A 15,256-nucleotide genomic window follows, 5' to 3' on the forward strand; every position below is an offset into this window, starting at 1 on the left:
CTCGTCTTGGCTTCGCTCGTGACGCCATCTCTAACTAGGTGGCTACTGCGCTCGCCAATATGTTGTTAAAAACTGTGATACTAAAAAAGGGCTTCTCGTGAAGCCCTTTTCTGTTTTTGGTCGTTGTATTTTTGCTTCTGGTTTAAGAAGAGCCTAGCCAAATACTGACCAGCCGATACTTTCGGATAGGGCTTCAAGGGCTGCCATGCCCGCTAGTGAATTGCCCGATTTATTGAGCTCTGGAGACCATACGCAAACGGAAAAGCGATTAGGGACGATGGCTAAAATACCGCCACCAACGCCACTTTTTCCTGGTAGTCCAACGCGATAAGCAAAGTTACCTGCTTCGTCGTAGAGTCCGCTGGTGGCGAGTAGGCCGTTAACTTGGGTTGTTTCTCTTGCGCTAAGAACTTGCTCGCCGCTGAGCTGTGAGTAGCCCTTATTAGCAAGGAAACTAAAGGCTTTCGCTAAGTCCACACAATTCATGCGCATCGCACAGTTGTCGAAGTAGCTATGCAAGACATCTTCTACATCATTTTCGAAATTACCAAAGGCTTTCATTAAGTACGCCATGGAAGCATTTCGAGCACGAAACTCATATTCAGAGCTGGCAACGATATGGTCAGAATTCAAATGGGGATTGTCAGCTAAGCGACGAATAAACTCTCGCATGGCGTAATGTGGTGAGGCGAAACGCGATTGATTCATATCACTGATCACTAAGGCACCAGCATTGATGAAGGGATTGCGCGGTACGCCCGCTTCGTATTCTAACTGTACGAGGGAGTTAAACGGATTGCCAGAAGGCTCACGTCCAACGCGTTTCCACATGTCCTCGCCATAGTGTTTGATGGCAAGGGTCAAGCTAAAGACTTTAGAAATACTCTGGATAGAGAAGTCTGTATGGGCTTGGCCGGCATGATACAGCTCACCATCGTTGCTATAGATGGCGATACCAAACTGATTAGGATCGACATTCGCCAATGCGGGTATGTAGTCTGCAACTTTGCCTAAACCGATTAATGGTTTTACTTTTTGTTCTATTGAATGCAGTAAATCTTCCACATCACTCTCATTAAACAGCGTTAAAGGGGGCGGCTAGTATAGAGAAACTGATAAGGAAACCCCAGTGGAATTTTTTAATGAAGTGCATAAAAAAGCCCCCAAAAGAGGGGGCTAAAGTTATTGATTATGGATCATTATTTGACTGGTGAAATGCCGTAAACCGATGTGGTTCCACTGACTTCATTGCCGACAATCAATAGGGCTTGACCTGTTGGACTGTCTTGTTTTGAAACAAAACTCATACCTTCTGGGCCAAGATCGCCTGCTGCCGAGGTGTCAACTTTAGCATCGAAGTTCCGGCTGGTTAAGTATTGCACAAACTGGCTTTTTGCCGGTGTTGTGATGTCGTATACCATGATGCCGCCAACACGCTCTAAACCAATAAAGGCATAAGTACGACCATCGATTTGGCCTAGGGTTAAAGCTTCAGGTTCTGGGCCTTTGTCATCGCTACGGCCATCGGTTTTGTTCGAGTCGTTCGACGCGTTAAAGCCATTTTCGCCTAATTGATTAGCCGTAATACGTTCGAAATCGTTACCGCTATCAAAGACTTGCTCGCCAGTGTCACCGCTCCATATAGAAAATGAGCGTGCGCCGTAACCATACAACTCAGTAAAAGTACAATTGCTTGGTGCGCCTTTTACGAGCTCACAATCTTTTGCGCCCAACGTGCTGGTGATTTTCATGCGCCCCAGGTTTTTGTCATCTTCTAGCTGACCTTCAATGCTATGCTTAAGCGGGCTAGTTAGTGCAAGACGGCTGTTGAGTTCGGCAAGGTCTTTGACACGATATTCTTCGCTGAAGCCTTTGTAATCTCTAGAGTCACCTTCATTGGCTGTGACGATGTAGGTTTTTCCAGAAATCATATAAGAAGCAATGCTGTCTGGCATATACATGCCTAGAACAGGCCAGTTTTGTAGCTGAATGGTTTTGTCCTTATCGCTAATATCAAGCTCGTTACCCGTTTTGTTGTAATCTTTGACACCTAAAGCCCAAATAGCATCGACTGACTTGTTAGATAGATCGATTTTTGCGATACCGTTATTTTCTTGTAATGACACAAACGCATAACGATTGTCTTTGGATACAGTAATGTATTCTGGCTCTAAGTCTTGAGCGACACTGGCGTTAGGGCCGAAAATGCGTAATCCAGCAGGGCGCTCAGCCGCTCGTGATCCGCCGTTATTGAAGTCACGAAATGATACCTCGGTGACGTCTTTTTGGCTTAATGTCGTGATGTCATTTGGAATGGCAATGATGCTGATACTGCCTTCTGGATCAATGGTGTATTCATCGTTTGGCTCACCTTCGTTTGCCACAACAACTTGTTTACCATCGTGGGTAAAGGTCACCATATCAGGAAGCGCACCGACTTTTACAGCGGTAATAAAGGTATGGCCATCAATTTTGTAGAAAGCGATGTAACCCATGTTTTGTTTTGGTTTAGCTTCAATAGCAACGGCCATAATACCCTTGTGTACGCTGACACTGTTTGCTGCGCCAAGGGCTACTCCCATCAAGTTTGCGACGTCTTTGCTGACATCCAGTGTTTTGATTTTGTTGGGCGCTGTTGGTTCTTTCATAGATAGAACATCTATTTTTCCAGAGTTCGCATTGACCACAAATGTTTCGTGGGTTTTTGCATCATACGCCACTATCTCGGCAGCACTGCCGTCAAATACGCCCGATTCATAACGTCCTAAAAAGCTTAGTTCGATGGAAGACGTTGCAGAGTATGTGTCGGTGTTCGTTGTTGTGCAGCCACCAAGTAAGGCAACAGTGGCACATAAAGGTAATGCAATAGGCAAACGCATGAAGATGTCTCCAGAGGGGAAAGTTTGTGCATTTACTCTAGCGACTGAATATGACAAGAAAGTTGCAAATGGCAGTTGTTTTTCACTTACTACCATTTGCGATAACAAGTTAAGGCAATGAGTTTTTGATGTGTTCTACATGTAGATTAATCAGTTGTCCTGAAATCGTCGCGTTGTTGGGGATATTTGGTAAGTCATCAATTGAGTACCAGTTGGCTTCTTCTATTTCACCTGGTGCAGGGGTGATGTCACCACTTTTATAGTCCGCAAAAAAACCGGCCATTAACTGATGTGGGAAAGACCAAGGCTGGCTGCTTACATAGCGAATGTTGGTGACTTCCAGACCGACTTCTTCTCTAATTTCTCTTGCTACGGCCTGTTCTAATGTTTCCCCCGCTTCGACAAACCCCGCGATGTTACTGAACCTGTCTTTAGGTGCTTGTGGGCCACGAGCAAGTAGAATTTGATCGTCTTTGCGGATCGATATAATGACGCAAGGGGAAATGCGAGGATAGTGACGCAGGTGACAAGACGGGCAGATCTTGGTGTGTTCGGCCACGTGCTTTTCGTTCATTGGCGAGCCACATCGACCACAAAATTGGTGATCACGATCCCAGGTAGATAACTGATGAGCACGACTTAATAAAATGTAATGGTGCTGGTCTTGTAAGAAGAGCAACTCTCTGAGACCAATTTCGGAAAAGCCTTTGGGAATGGATTCAAAGCGACACACGAAGATGTCTTGTCCATGCCATTTTCCACAGTAGATAGCGCTCATTTTTGAATTAGGTTGGAAGTGTGTAAAAGGCGTAAGAAATTGATTTTCTGACTCTACTAATACTTGATTTCGATGTAGCAGAATATAGAGCGCATCTTGATGGGGAAGAGGGTGTGTTTGAGTGCCTATTTCTAACATGTGATTGCTCGGTTTGCGTCTAAAAGAATTACGCTAACGCGATCATCTTCTAGACGCAATAACCTTGGTGGATTTAATTCCAGTCCAGAATGATTTTTCCTGATTTGCCAGACCCCATGGTGTCGAAGCCTTGCTGAAAGTCATCAACATGAAAGCGATGGGTGATTATTGGGGAAATATCTAAGCCAGATTGCAGCATGGCAACCATTTTGTACCAAGTTTCGTACATTTCTCGTCCATATATGCCCTTGATTATAAGGCCTTTAAAGATGACTTGGTTCCAGTCTATCAGTGTGTCTTTTCCTGGGATGCCTAACATGGCAATTTTCCCGCCGTGATTCATGCATTCCAGCATGGAGCGGAATGCAGTGTCATTGCCTGACATTTCCAAGCCCACGTCAAAGCCTTCGTGCATGTCTATCTCGTTCATCACATCTTTTAATGATTCACGGCTGACGTTGACGGTGCGGGTCGCGCCCATTTTTTTTGCCAGATCTAAGCGGAAGTCGTTTATATCGGTAATCACCACATTGCGCGCACCTACATGCTTAGCAATGGCTGCTGCCATGGCGCCAATGGGACCTGCGCCTGTGATTAAAACGTCTTCACCGATTAGGTCAAAAGACAGGGCGGTATGAGTGGCATTACCAAATGGATCGAGTATTGCCGCCATTTCGTCGCTGATGTTATTGGGGATCTTGAATGCGTTGCTGGCTGGAATGACCAAATATTCCGCGAAAGCGCCGGTGCGATTGACGCCAACCCCAAGCGTTGTTCGACACAGATGGCGACGGCCGGCACGACAGTTTCTGCAATGGCCACAAGTAATATGACCTTCCCCAGAAACACGGTCACCTACACTGAACCCAGACACTTCTGGGCCAATCTCTGTGATCACACCAACAAACTCATGACCCACTGTCATAGGCACAGGAATGGTGCTCTGCGCCCAATCGTCCCATTGATAGATATGCATGTCTGTTCCACAGATGGCGGTTTTGCTTATTTTGATCACGACATCGTTATGTCCACATTCTGGATGCGGGACGTCTGTCATCCAAATGCCTTTTTCCGCATGAAGTTTCGCAAGCGTTTTCATTATTTATTTCCTTCCCTTTTTCCTTCAATGACACCCATCTCGCGGCCTACCTTGGCAAAGGCGGCTATGGCAAGATCGAGCTGTTCCCTTGTTAGTGACGCTGACATTTGTGTGCGAATTCTGGCTTTGCCCATTGGGACAACTGGGTAGGCGAATCCGGTTACAAAGATCCCTTCCTTATATAGCGCATTTGCCATCTCTTGTGCGAGTTTTGCGTCTCCTAAAATAACAGGAATAATAGGGTGATCGCCAGGTATCAGGTTGAAGCCTAAAGCGTTCATTTGGCTGCGGAAGTATTGGCTGTTTGCTTTTAATTGCTTGCGAGCCGAATCGCCTTGTTTGAGAGTCTCGATAATTTGTAAGCTGGTGGCGGTAATGACGGGCGCCAGTGAGTTTGAAAACAAGTAAGGGCGAGAGCGCTGGCGTAACCAGTCGACAATGCTTTTAGAGGCGCTGGTGTAGCCACCTGAAGCGCCACCAAGGGCTTTACCTAATGTGCCAGTGATGATGTCGATACGACCGAGTACATCGCAGTATTCATGGCTGCCTCGGCCATTTTCGCCCAAAAAACCTACCGCATGAGAATCGTCTACCATTACTAACGCATCGTATTTGTCGGCAAGGTCGCAAACCGATTTAAGGTCGGCGATGATACCGTCCATGGAAAACACACCGTCGGTTACAATCAGCTTAGTTTTCGTACCGTCTTTATCGGCTTGTTGGAGCTTGGCTTCCAGTTCATTCATGTCGTTGTTGGCGTAACGGTAGCGCTTTGCTTTGCATAGGCGAATACCGTCAATAATGCTGGCGTGGTTGAGCACATCACTGATGACTGCGTCTTCATCATTAAGCAGTGTTTCAAATAAGCCGCCGTTGGCATCAAAGCAAGAAGAATACAAAATGGTGTCTTCCATTTGTAAAAAGTCGCTTAAGCTTTTTTCCAGTTGAGTATGTATGTCTTGTGTTCCGCAAATAAAACGCACGGAAGCCATGCCGTAGCCGTAATCATTTAGTGCCTGATGAGCGGTTTTTGTGACTTGGCTATCATTTGCCAGTCCAAGGTAGTTGTTTGCGCACAGGTTGATTAAAGGTGTTTTGTCAGCTGTAGTGATTTGGCTCGCTTGTGGTGTGATTAGTGGGCGCTCTATTTTATAGAGGCCTTCTTCTCTAAGACCTTGGAGTTGGTTATCTAAATTCTTGTAAAAAGTAGATTTGCTCATTTTCTTTCCTCTTGTGGAGATAGTGATTCCTTGTCTTATTCACTCCTTATGTCTATTGAGTGTAGGAGGCCTGTATCAATATGAGTAGATGCAGTGACATGGCAAAACAGGCATAACAGTTTTGTTGTTTTGAACAGACTGGTCACGCTGCCAGTTCGTCCGTAGAATGTGGGCAAACATTAATCAAAGAGGAAATGACATGTTGTCAAAGGTTCATTACAGCATCTTATTAGGAGCGTTGAGTGCCAGTATGGCGGTTCAAGCTCAGGATTATTTACCGGTTCTGCAATACCACCATGTAAGTGCGAGTTCACCGAAATCGACTTCAGTGACACCTGAACAATTTACCGAGCAAATGGATTATTTAAAGAGCGCGGGCTTTCAGGTAGTGGATCTGCGTTCTGCGTTGGATGACTTAAAGGCAAATAAGCCGTTGCCGGAAAAAGCCGTTGCTATTTCGTTTGATGACGCTTATCGCAGCATTTACCAAGCAGGCTTTCCTATTCTTAAAGAAAGAAACTTTCCTTTTACGGTGTTTATTAATACCGAACCCGTTGAGCGTAAGAGTCGCAGTTTCTTAACTTGGGATCAGATGAAAGAGATGGAGCAATCTGGTGGGGTGTTTGCTAACCATACTATCAGTCATCCTTATATGTTGCGTAAAGAGAAGGGCGAGTCTGATGAAGCTTGGTTGTCTCGTATGACAAAAGAAGTGGATACCGTTGAAGAGCTGCTTGAAAAAAACCTAGGTCATTCACCAAAGATGTTGGCTTATCCTTATGGCGAATCGAATAGCCAGATACGAGATATGATGAAAGATCGAGGCATAATGGCATTTGGTCAGCAGTCTGGTGTGGTGAGTGCGGATTCAGATTTTGAAAACTTACCGCGTTTTCCTGCTTCAGGTGCTTATGCCAAGATGTCTACATTAAAGACGAAGCTAAATGCCAAGCCTATGCCTTTATTGTCTGAAAAGACTGGCGGAGATTATGCAACGGATCAGCCTGTGTCGATCCGTTTAACCTTTAAAGAAGGTAGGTATCGTTTTAAAGACTTGGCTTGTTATGTATCTGGTCAAGGTAAAGCTAAGCTGGACTGGGTTTCTGATACTGAAGTCACGGCGACGGCTCCTAAACCATTTGGCGTTGGTCGAGGCCGTATTAACTGCACTATGCCAGACAATTCAGGCAAGCATTATTACTGGTATTCTAACGTTTGGATCCGTTCTTCGGCTGATCAGGGCTATGTGAGTGAAAAAAGTTAAACTTTTTTCAAAAAGAGGTTGCACTGAAATTTCAAATCAGTATTATACACCTCGCTCGCAACGGAGGGGTGGCAGAGCGGTTTAATGCACCAGTCTTGAAAACTGGCGTAGGTTAATAGCCTACCGAGAGTTCGAATCTCTCCTCCTCCGCCATCTTCTAAAGATGGTTGTTGTAAGCAAGATAAAATATTAGTTCCTCGATAGCTCAGTTGGTAGAGCAAATGACTGTTAATCATTGGGTCACTGGTTCGAGTCCAGTTCGAGGAGCCATTCGGAGTATAGCGCAGTCTGGTAGCGCGCCTGCTTTGGGAGCAGGATGTCGGGGGTTCGAATCCCTCTACTCCGACCATTTATTTTATTATCACCATTAGTAATGGTGGGCGTAGCTCAGTTGGTAGAGCTCCGGATTGTGATTCCGGCGGTCGTGGGTTCAAGCCCCATCGTCCACCCCATTACTTGATAGTTGGGTCGTTAGCTCAGTTGGTAGAGCAGTTGACTTTTAATCAATTGGTCACTGGTTCGAATCCAGTACGACCCACCAACTATCTCTGTGCAGAATGCAAATCTGATTAATTCCTCGATAGCTCAGTTGGTAGAGCAAATGACTGTTAATCATTGGGTCACTGGTTCGAGTCCAGTTCGAGGAGCCATCGGAGTATAGCGCAGTCTGGTAGCGCGCCTGCTTTGGGAGCAGGATGTCGGGAGTTCGAATCTCTCTACTCCGACCATTAATAAATCAGTAGAAAATTATGAGCGGGTCGTTAGCTCAGTTGGTAGAGCAGTTGACTTTTAATCAATTGGTCACTGGTTCGAATCCAGTACGACCCACCATTCTCATAATCCCATAATATTTAATATTTATTCCTTGACCTTTCCCTACATAGTTTCAAAATCGTCTATCGTCTATCGTCTATCGTCTATCGTCTATCGTCTATCGTCTATCGTCTATCGTCTATCGTCTATCGTCTATCGTCTATCGTCTATCGTCTATCGTCTATCGTCTATCGTCTATCGTCTATCGTCTATCGTCTATCGTCTATCGTCTATCGTCTATCGTCTATCGTCTATCGTCTATCGTCTATCGTCTATCGTCTATCGTCTATCGTCTATCGTCTATCGTCTATCGTCTATCGTCTATCGTCTATCGTCTATCGTCTATCGTCTATCGTCTATCGTCTATCGTCTATCGTCTATCGTCTATCGTCTATCGTCTATCGTCTATCGTCTATCGTCTATCGTATCGTCTATCGTCTATCGTCTATCGTCTATCGTCTATCGTCTATCGTCTATCGTCTATCGTCTATCGTCTATCGTCTATCGTCTATCGTCTATCGTCTATCGTCTATCGTCTATCGTCTATCGTCTATCGTCTATCGTCTATCGTCTATCGTCTATCGTCTATCGTCTATCGTCTATCGTCTATCGTCTATCGTCTATCGTCTATCGATAAGTTGGTTTGTCAGCAGAGGCGGGAGTGGGCTTCTTCGTGTGTTGAATAGGTTCGTCTTTTCGTTACTCGCTTCTTATTAGTTGCGAAAAAGATCTCGGCAACGGCGATAATGTTATCGTTGCGCATGATCTTGGATGCACAATGCGCACGACAGAGCTCTCCCTTATCACGAAGGCTTTGTTGTGTTCATGGACTTGGCAATGTGGCATTCTTTTATACGCTCTAATAGTCTTAAGTTCTCAGTCTCTCGATCAGGTAAAGGCTTTTTTAATCATGCGTAACAGCCGCTTCGATGAATTTTGAAGGTGTAACACATCGGCTGAATGGAATGCTCTTGTTGATGGTCGCGAACAAAGGCGTACTATGCTCTGGGTTGTGGGTAAAGTGTCTTACGGCCTTTTTTGGAGTGTTATGTTCCTCCGCGATCGGTCCAGGCTTGGATTTGAGTAGAGGGTTCCCAGAGGTTGAATAAAGGTCTTCAGATGACTGAAGTTGTGATAGCTCTTCATGTATTTTAATTCAAGCGTAAGCTATGAGTGGTTGTGTCTAGCTGTTGAGTCGCTCCATCAACAGAATGGCCATTATTTAACGGCTTCTCTTTTGAGCTTTTCAGGGTTGCGTTTAGGTGTCATGAAGCGCCTCTTATTTAACTAAATTTTAACGTTGATGCTTGTCTTGTGGTTGCGTGGAGTCATTTTAGTTGCTTGTGTATAAGTTTATGTCTTAATGGTTGTTGTCTTTTGTTGGTTGTTTGGGGTTTTGGTGGTGGTGTGGCTGATGTGTTTTTTATGGTGTTGGTGGTTTGGGGTACGCTAAGGCTTATGGGGTGTGCTTTTGTGTTGTTTTTAGGTGGTGTGTGAGTGCTTTGTTATGTGGTCGGGCTTGTGTGCTCTAATGGTGGGTGTTTGTATTGTGGGTTTTGGCTTAGGTTTCTGTTGTGGATAAAATTGTTGATAAGGTTTTGTTTTATCTATGGTAGCTGAGAAATGGTAATGAATTTGTTGTGTAAGGAATTCTTAGTGAGCATGATAAGGTGTTGAATCTTAAGTAGAAACTGCTAATGGTGGAGGGAGGTGGATTCGAACCACCGAAACTTTCGTGGCAGATTTACAATCTGCTCCCTTTGGCCACTCGGGAACCCCTCCACAGCAGCGCGACGTATAATATACATCGCGCCCTACTATGTAAACACTTTTTTAAGATTTATTTAGTAATTTTTCTAATTTAGCCTTCATGCGCTCTTCAGGAGATAAATTGTCATAAATATCTTCTTGCTTAGGTGCGCTTTTTGGGGATGATTTAGGTTTTGAGTGTGTTTTATTCTTAGGCTGCGCTTTTACATTGTTGCGATTAGGTTGAGCTGGTCTTTCTTTTGTGGGTCTGCTGGTTGTCGCTGTTTTGGCTTTTGCTGGAATCATGGATTCAGGCAAAGCTGGCTCGTTATTAACGGCAACGCCTTCTAAATCGATTCGTGGCTGACCAGACTGAAGGCATTTCTTGTATCTGTCTGAGCGCGTATAAGCGGCAAGAGCGCGTTTTTGTTTGCTAGCGTTAAAGTCTTCATCCAGCACCATATCTTTGTCTATGCCGACTTTTAGAGGCTTGGGTTGATTCCAGTCAAACGCTTTGGGGTAACGGTCTTCAAGCAATTTGATTAGACGGCGATTGTTCTTTTGATTTTTTTGACGTTTTCTTTGTTCCGGCGTCAAAGTCGCTATCTCTGTCGTGCTGTCGCTTGCTTCTTGTACGCTAGTGTCGGTATCGACTAGTTTGTCGTCTTCTTGCAAGCCGTTAAGCTCAGGTTGTTGTGTGGTCATGTAATCAATCTGTTCTGTTGTCGTGGTTGTGGTGCTGCTTTCAGCATGCTCGTGCAATAAGTCAAAGTTAAGTTGATATTCAACTGCGTCTGATTTTATTGCTTGCTCCGGGGCTGATGCGTCGTTTAAAAGATCAAGAGAGTCTTCAATGTAGAGCTGCAATTGATCTTCAGTTGAGCGATCGGCCATGTGTTGCAATAGGTCCATTGAAGCGCTGTACTCAATGGAAGGATCGTTCTTTTCCTTTAATCTTTGTATTTCCTCGTTCGCATCTTCTAGCTGCTGTGTTAGCCAGTTAATCCTTGCTTCGAGTTTAGCAATAAGTTGTTCCATAAAGACACAAGGCTCAATTTTTTATTGGAGTCAGCGGAATACTGGGTGTATTGCTTGTGCCAATCATTTCTTTTCGCTGATTTTCATTTGGCAGCGTGACGGAGATATAGCTCTCACTTTGCCACCATACGTAAATCGTTGTTATTAGCAAACTAGCGCCGAAAAGAGGTAGTAACTTCATTTTACTTAGAAAGTAAGTCCTGCACCAATCATGACATGTTTGTCATAGGTTTTGTTGCTGCTGTTTAAAATTTTAACAAAAATATCCATTCGTGACGTGTTGGAAGTTGCGATACGAAAGCCTGCTTCTGGGTAATATACCATGTCATCAAGGAATGAAATGCCACCGCCTATAAAGGACCACATCGGGACGCCTGGAAATATTTGAAATGCTGGTGTGGCGCTATAAAAGCGAGATCCTACAGTAACCGAGCTTTCAAATTGTTCGCCCAATACAAATGAGAAACCGCCATAGAAGGAAATGTTTTCTGGTAAAGTGTATTCCATTTCTGCATTAATGATAGACGTGATATTACTATGATTGGTGTCACTGTTTGGTCGTGCTGCGGTCGACTCGAAAGTAATTAGACTCGCAATTTGGTCTTGAGCAGATGCGTGAGCACTAACTAGAACTAAAGTTGCAAGTAGAAGTGATTTCATTGTTTGTCGTCCATTTGGTTTAGTCTATTTAGCATTTGGGAAAGAGATGACTCCCAATTAGACTGTTGTTCTTTTGTTTGATTTAAAGTTTTTTCAATTTCGCTTTTTTCTTCGCTTAGCTCGTAGTTTTGCATTTCTAATTCTGAAATTCGTTTGCGTAGGGAGGAGATTTCTTCTACGGCGTCATTGATGCGTTGTTCTAAGTGGTGTAGTAGTTCGTTATTCATTATATGTGTCCTAAAAAATAAAAATCGCCATTAGTATGTAGGGCGTCATTTTGTAAAAATTACCAAGCAATTACAACATCTTGTTGTTGCACGTTTAGTATGTGAGAGTCAACAACAAGTTCCCCAACAGAAAAGTTGGGTTGTACTTGCTTGATTGTAACACTGATATTGGCGTTATTCAGCTGAGTTTGAGCTGATTGTAACTGGTTGAAAACCTCGTAGCGACGATAAACATTGAATTTATCGCCTTGTTTAATTCCTGCCAGCGACCCTGCTGATATATGTATTCTATTACCTTCAGTGCGAAAAATATTTGCAATAAAAGGCTGGCACCTGAGTTGCTCGCTGGTATCTAACGCACTTTCTTTTAATGCTTGTTCTACAACTTTACCATAATGTACAGTCCAAAACTTCGCGCTTCCAAAACCGATTCGTGCATGATCAGTCACATCCCAGTTGCCTACTTCACTATAACGGTGCTCGAACAATAGTGCACCACTAAATCCATCATATATATAGATATCGACCACAAAATTTCTTTCTTTATCAATTCCTTCATCTAATAAGTCTTTTACGTTCTTGTCGTCTGGATATCTTAGGTATGATTCTCCAATATCTCTAATAACCCCACTCATTATATACTGGACTCCAAGCTGTTCACTGATTCTAGTGACATTTGTCAGTGAGCCATCGTAGTTGGTAGATGAAGGGGCATTGATAAGGTCTGGGTAGATGGCAATATTGGTTGCTGTTAGGGCTCTTAGGTAGCCTTTTTTATTTATTTCGTTAGCTAAATCTTTTGGTAATTCTCTGGAAATATTACTTAGTTCACCCAATCTAGCTTGCTGTGGAACTTGTAATTCGAAACCAGTAATGCCAATGGTTTTTTTGTAGTAATTGGTTGGGCCTGTGCTGCATTGTGAATCAGGAGTAACGTCTACACGAGCAATAACAGTAAGGAAGTCTCCATCTTGTTCTTCGGAAATAATCCGGGCTTGCTGTACACGGCCAGAGCTCCTAATTTCCAAATTTGACTCTAATTCGCCATTATAAAGCTCATCTTTAACATTAACTCTGGAACTAGACTCAAGAACCGCTTGTTTAATCGCTTGTTGAGTTGCTCTGTAGCGAGCATCGGCAATATCGTTGTCATAAATGACGGCTTCACCTTTTGCATCAACGCTTCTTGCATAAGCGGTACAGCACAGAAGAATGCTTAACGTAGCAGCGAGTAATCGAATTAAGACAAACATTGTTTACTCAATGCTATAAAAGTTGGTCGTCGGAGTGGCGTTTTCAACATTAATGGCGCGGTATCCTGGTTGAATTCTGCAGTTTGGATCAGATTGGATGTTTGAAGAGCTTAAGCACTGGCGGAAGTTCTCTTGTAAGGCCATCTCTACAACAGTTTCGAATGTACCGTCTTCGTGCTCGCGCTGAGAGACAACTTTCGCTCCCACTAGGTAGGCATCAACATAGGTTCTTAATTCATCGTTTTGCATGACCATGTTACTCAAGGAGCTTGAACCATCAATTTTTAAACCATAAACACGCTCTGATAGGTTTCGATATGCGTCTAGCATAGAGCTGCGTAGTGTCATAATGCGCGCCTGAGATTTGGTTAGGCGTTTATTTGTCATCATTGCGGCATAGCCTGTAGCTGTCACAATGACGGGTTCTTGTTTAATAACGGCAATGCTGTTGTTGGCATTTAAAGCGCCGCTTTGCAAAGTACCGTTCTGTGGTTGTGTATAACGACCAGAACCATTGCCAACTATGTTGCCATTACAAGGTGCGACGGTTGTACAAGTTGTGCCGGCGGCGCTTTGTTGACCGAGGTTTTGACAACCCGCTAGGGTGATGGCACCTATGGCTATAAAAAATATTCGAAGTGATAGTGTCATGGTGGTGCCCTTGTATGGAAGTCCTTACATTAATATCCTGAGTCTAGTAGCCACTAAATTTAAATGGTGTGCTTTTCAACTAAGCGATGAATCGCTTCAGGTGTAACTATTCGTAGTTTGTTCAAAAAAGCTTTATTTTTCAATATGCCTAATCCGATGGACAAAATGTAAACCATTTTGCTCTACAGCGTCCATGTTTGGGGGCTTAAAAAAGCACTTTTTCTTTGATTTTTGTAATAAAACTGTTCTTTTCATGTGTTTTTTAAGATTTGCTTAATTATTTTACGGTCTGTAGGTTTTTTCTAGAAGTGTCTTTACAATTTTTATAGGGGATGAAGGTCTTTTTGAAATGGTATAAACTGTTTTTTTATACAGTGCTTTTCGGGTGTTACATTGCAGAATCGTAAGATTATTCATATCGATGCTGATTGTTTTTACGCAGCGATAGAGATGCGCGACGACCCTGGTCTGCGTGATGTTCCTATTGCAATTGGTGGCCCTGAAAGTGGTCGAAGTGTGTTGTCGACCGCTAACTACGCGGCTCGTGTTTTTGGTGTGCGTTCTGCTATGCCAACGTCAGTCGCTAAGCGACTTTGTCCTGCATTGTTAGTGATACCTGGAAATATGAATAAATATCGAATTGCCTCAGAGCAAATGCACGCCATTTTTCGTGATTTTACCGATGTTATTGAGCCTTTATCATTGGATGAAGCTTATTTGGATGTAACGAATACAACGGACTTTCAAGGTAGTGCAACACGAATAGCAGAAGAAATTCGTTCACGAATATCCAAAGAAGTAGGGATTACTGTATCGGCTGGCGTGGCGACAAACAAATTTATTGCGAAAGTGGCGAGTGATTGGGATAAGCCAGATGGTTTGACTGTGGTTACACCAGCAAAGCAGTTTGAATTTGTTTCTAATGTCCCTGTTAAGTTTATTTCTGGTATTGGTCGCGTAGCGCAAGAAAAATTAGCCGCATTGGGAGTCTTTAAATGCTCTGATTTGCAGGCTTTGGACTTTTCGGTTTTGCAGAAAAGCTTTGGTAGTATGGCATTTCGGTTATCGCAGTTTGCCCTTGGGATTGATGACCGACCAGTAACTGTTTCTCGTGAAAGGAAAAGTGTTTCTGTGGAGCATACGTTTTCAAAAGACTTACTTGATCTTCCGGCCTGTCAGGCTGTTTTGCCTCTTTTGCTTGCAGATTTAAAAAAACGGATGACAGGAAGAAACTTTGAGTCACAGCTAAGTAAATATTATCTTAAAGTGAAATTTGACGATTTTAAGCAAACCACGATTGAGCAGCCAATTAAGGCTAAATTGTCAGATGAGGTGTTTTCACAACTTTTGCAGCAGGCGTATTCTCGCTCTCGGCGTCCAGTTCGTTTGATTGGTGTAGGGTATCGATTATCGCCACCAGAACCACATCAGTTGAATTTACCTTTTGTTTAAAAATGTAAATTCCAACCAATTTTGCAGCTTCTAAC

At 43.6% G+C, this 15,256-nt stretch carries 13 protein-coding genes and 9 tRNA genes; 11 read left to right on the plus strand and 11 right to left on the minus strand.

The window, feature by feature from the left end:
• Positions 1 to 153 precede the first annotated feature (153 nt).
• From glsB to KDW99_RS03680, 5 genes are all read right to left on the minus strand, one after another.
• Positions 154 to 1,065: a glutaminase B gene (gene glsB, locus KDW99_RS03660; protein ID WP_255827969.1), complete on the minus strand. Its 912-nt coding sequence runs from the start codon at positions 1,063 to 1,065 to the stop codon at positions 154 to 156.
• A 134-nt stretch (positions 1,066 to 1,199) separates the two neighbouring features.
• Entirely contained in the window at positions 1,200 to 2,879 is a 1,680-nt protein-coding gene (locus KDW99_RS03665) for a choice-of-anchor I family protein (protein ID WP_255827970.1), read from the minus strand.
• A 109-nt stretch (positions 2,880 to 2,988) separates the two neighbouring features.
• Entirely contained in the window at positions 2,989 to 3,795 is an 807-nt protein-coding gene (nudC, locus tag KDW99_RS03670) for an NAD(+) diphosphatase (RefSeq protein WP_255827971.1), read from the minus strand.
• A 73-nt stretch (positions 3,796 to 3,868) separates the two neighbouring features.
• Entirely contained in the window at positions 3,869 to 4,894 is a 1,026-nt protein-coding gene (gene tdh / locus KDW99_RS03675; RefSeq protein ID WP_255827972.1) for an L-threonine 3-dehydrogenase, read from the minus strand.
• Entirely contained in the window at positions 4,894 to 6,114 is a 1,221-nt protein-coding gene (locus KDW99_RS03680; protein ID WP_255827973.1) for a glycine C-acetyltransferase, read from the minus strand. Before KDW99_RS03680 ends, tdh begins: the two co-directional genes overlap by 1 nt.
• Before the next feature lie 199 nt (positions 6,115 to 6,313).
• On the opposite strand from KDW99_RS03680, the gene KDW99_RS03685 reads away from it, so the two are divergent.
• The 10 genes from KDW99_RS03685 to KDW99_RS03730 all read left to right on the plus strand — a co-directional run bounded on the left by KDW99_RS03685 (position 6,314) and on the right by KDW99_RS03730 (position 8,828).
• Positions 6,314 to 7,378: a polysaccharide deacetylase family protein gene (locus KDW99_RS03685; RefSeq protein WP_255827974.1), complete on the plus strand. Its 1,065-nt coding sequence runs from the start codon at positions 6,314 to 6,316 to the stop codon at positions 7,376 to 7,378.
• 62 nt (positions 7,379 to 7,440) lie between these two features.
• Positions 7,441 to 7,531: transfer RNA gene (locus tag KDW99_RS03690), tRNA-Ser, on the plus strand.
• 41 nt (positions 7,532 to 7,572) lie between these two features.
• Positions 7,573 to 7,648 (plus strand) — tRNA-Asn (locus tag KDW99_RS03695).
• A gap of 2 nt (positions 7,649 to 7,650) precedes the next feature.
• Positions 7,651 to 7,727 (plus strand) — tRNA-Pro (locus KDW99_RS03700).
• A gap of 27 nt (positions 7,728 to 7,754) precedes the next feature.
• Positions 7,755 to 7,830 (plus strand) — tRNA-His (locus KDW99_RS03705).
• 13 nt (positions 7,831 to 7,843) lie between these two features.
• A tRNA-Lys gene (locus KDW99_RS03710) sits at positions 7,844 to 7,919 on the plus strand.
• A 33-nt stretch (positions 7,920 to 7,952) separates the two neighbouring features.
• Positions 7,953 to 8,028: transfer RNA gene (locus KDW99_RS03715), tRNA-Asn, on the plus strand.
• A gap of 1 nt (position 8,029) precedes the next feature.
• A tRNA-Pro gene (locus KDW99_RS03720) sits at positions 8,030 to 8,106 on the plus strand.
• A 27-nt stretch (positions 8,107 to 8,133) separates the two neighbouring features.
• Positions 8,134 to 8,209 (plus strand) — tRNA-Lys (locus KDW99_RS03725).
• Between the two features lie 34 nt (positions 8,210 to 8,243).
• A complete protein-coding gene (locus KDW99_RS03730) occupies positions 8,244 to 8,828 on the plus strand; it encodes a hypothetical protein (protein ID WP_255827975.1) in 585 nt (194 codons plus the stop codon).
• A 1,061-nt stretch (positions 8,829 to 9,889) separates the two neighbouring features.
• Here the strand turns inward: KDW99_RS03730 and KDW99_RS03735 are convergent.
• The 6 genes from KDW99_RS03735 to KDW99_RS03760 all read right to left on the minus strand — a co-directional run bounded on the left by KDW99_RS03735 (position 9,890) and on the right by KDW99_RS03760 (position 13,769).
• Positions 9,890 to 9,973 (minus strand) — tRNA-Tyr (locus KDW99_RS03735).
• Positions 9,974 to 10,024: 51 nt separating this feature from the next.
• Positions 10,025 to 10,978, minus strand: a complete 954-nt coding sequence (locus tag KDW99_RS03740) for a ProQ/FINO family protein (RefSeq protein WP_255827976.1) — start codon at positions 10,976 to 10,978, stop codon at positions 10,025 to 10,027.
• A gap of 186 nt (positions 10,979 to 11,164) precedes the next feature.
• Entirely contained in the window at positions 11,165 to 11,638 is a 474-nt protein-coding gene (locus KDW99_RS03745) for a hypothetical protein (RefSeq protein WP_255827977.1), read from the minus strand.
• A complete protein-coding gene (locus KDW99_RS03750; protein ID WP_255827978.1) occupies positions 11,635 to 11,865 on the minus strand; it encodes a cell division protein ZapB in 231 nt (76 codons plus the stop codon). The genes KDW99_RS03745 and KDW99_RS03750 overlap by 4 nt, the downstream gene beginning before the upstream one ends.
• Before the next feature lie 59 nt (positions 11,866 to 11,924).
• A complete protein-coding gene (locus KDW99_RS03755; protein WP_255827979.1) occupies positions 11,925 to 13,118 on the minus strand; it encodes a flagellar assembly protein T N-terminal domain-containing protein in 1,194 nt (397 codons plus the stop codon).
• Positions 13,119 to 13,121: 3 nt separating this feature from the next.
• Positions 13,122 to 13,769, minus strand: a complete 648-nt coding sequence (locus KDW99_RS03760) for an LPP20 family lipoprotein (protein WP_255827980.1) — start codon at positions 13,767 to 13,769, stop codon at positions 13,122 to 13,124.
• A 393-nt stretch (positions 13,770 to 14,162) separates the two neighbouring features.
• Between KDW99_RS03760 and dinB the strand changes: the two genes are divergently transcribed.
• On the plus strand, positions 14,163 to 15,221 hold the full coding sequence (dinB, locus tag KDW99_RS03765) for a DNA polymerase IV (protein ID WP_255827981.1): 1,059 nt from the start codon (positions 14,163 to 14,165) through the stop codon (positions 15,219 to 15,221).
• The last annotated feature ends 35 nt before the right edge of the window (positions 15,222 to 15,256 follow it).

Origin of the sequence: Marinomonas rhizomae, from assembly GCF_024397855.1 — a bacterium.
Classification (GTDB): domain Bacteria; phylum Pseudomonadota; class Gammaproteobacteria; order Pseudomonadales; family Marinomonadaceae; genus Marinomonas; species Marinomonas rhizomae_A.

Coding starts and splice junctions, on each gene's coding strand:
- KDW99_RS03665 (WP_255827970.1), bottom strand. CDS start 2,879: ATGCGTTTGCCTATTGCATTACCTTTATGTGCCACTGTTGCCTTACTT.
- nudC (WP_255827971.1), bottom strand. CDS start 3,795: ATGTTAGAAATAGGCACTCAAACACACCCTCTTCCCCATCAAGATGCG.
- tdh (WP_255827972.1), bottom strand. CDS start 4,894: ATGAAAACGCTTGCGAAACTTCATGCGGAAAAAGGCATTTGGATGACA.
- KDW99_RS03680 (WP_255827973.1), bottom strand. CDS start 6,114: ATGAGCAAATCTACTTTTTACAAGAATTTAGATAACCAACTCCAAGGT.
- KDW99_RS03685 (WP_255827974.1), top strand. CDS start 6,314: ATGTTGTCAAAGGTTCATTACAGCATCTTATTAGGAGCGTTGAGTGCC.
- KDW99_RS03740 (WP_255827976.1), bottom strand. CDS start 10,978: ATGGAACAACTTATTGCTAAACTCGAAGCAAGGATTAACTGGCTAACA.
- KDW99_RS03745 (WP_255827977.1), bottom strand. CDS start 11,638: ATGAAATCACTTCTACTTGCAACTTTAGTTCTAGTTAGTGCTCACGCA.
- KDW99_RS03750 (WP_255827978.1), bottom strand. CDS start 11,865: ATGAATAACGAACTACTACACCACTTAGAACAACGCATCAATGACGCC.
- KDW99_RS03755 (WP_255827979.1), bottom strand. CDS start 13,118: ATGTTTGTCTTAATTCGATTACTCGCTGCTACGTTAAGCATTCTTCTG.
- KDW99_RS03760 (WP_255827980.1), bottom strand. CDS start 13,769: ATGACACTATCACTTCGAATATTTTTTATAGCCATAGGTGCCATCACC.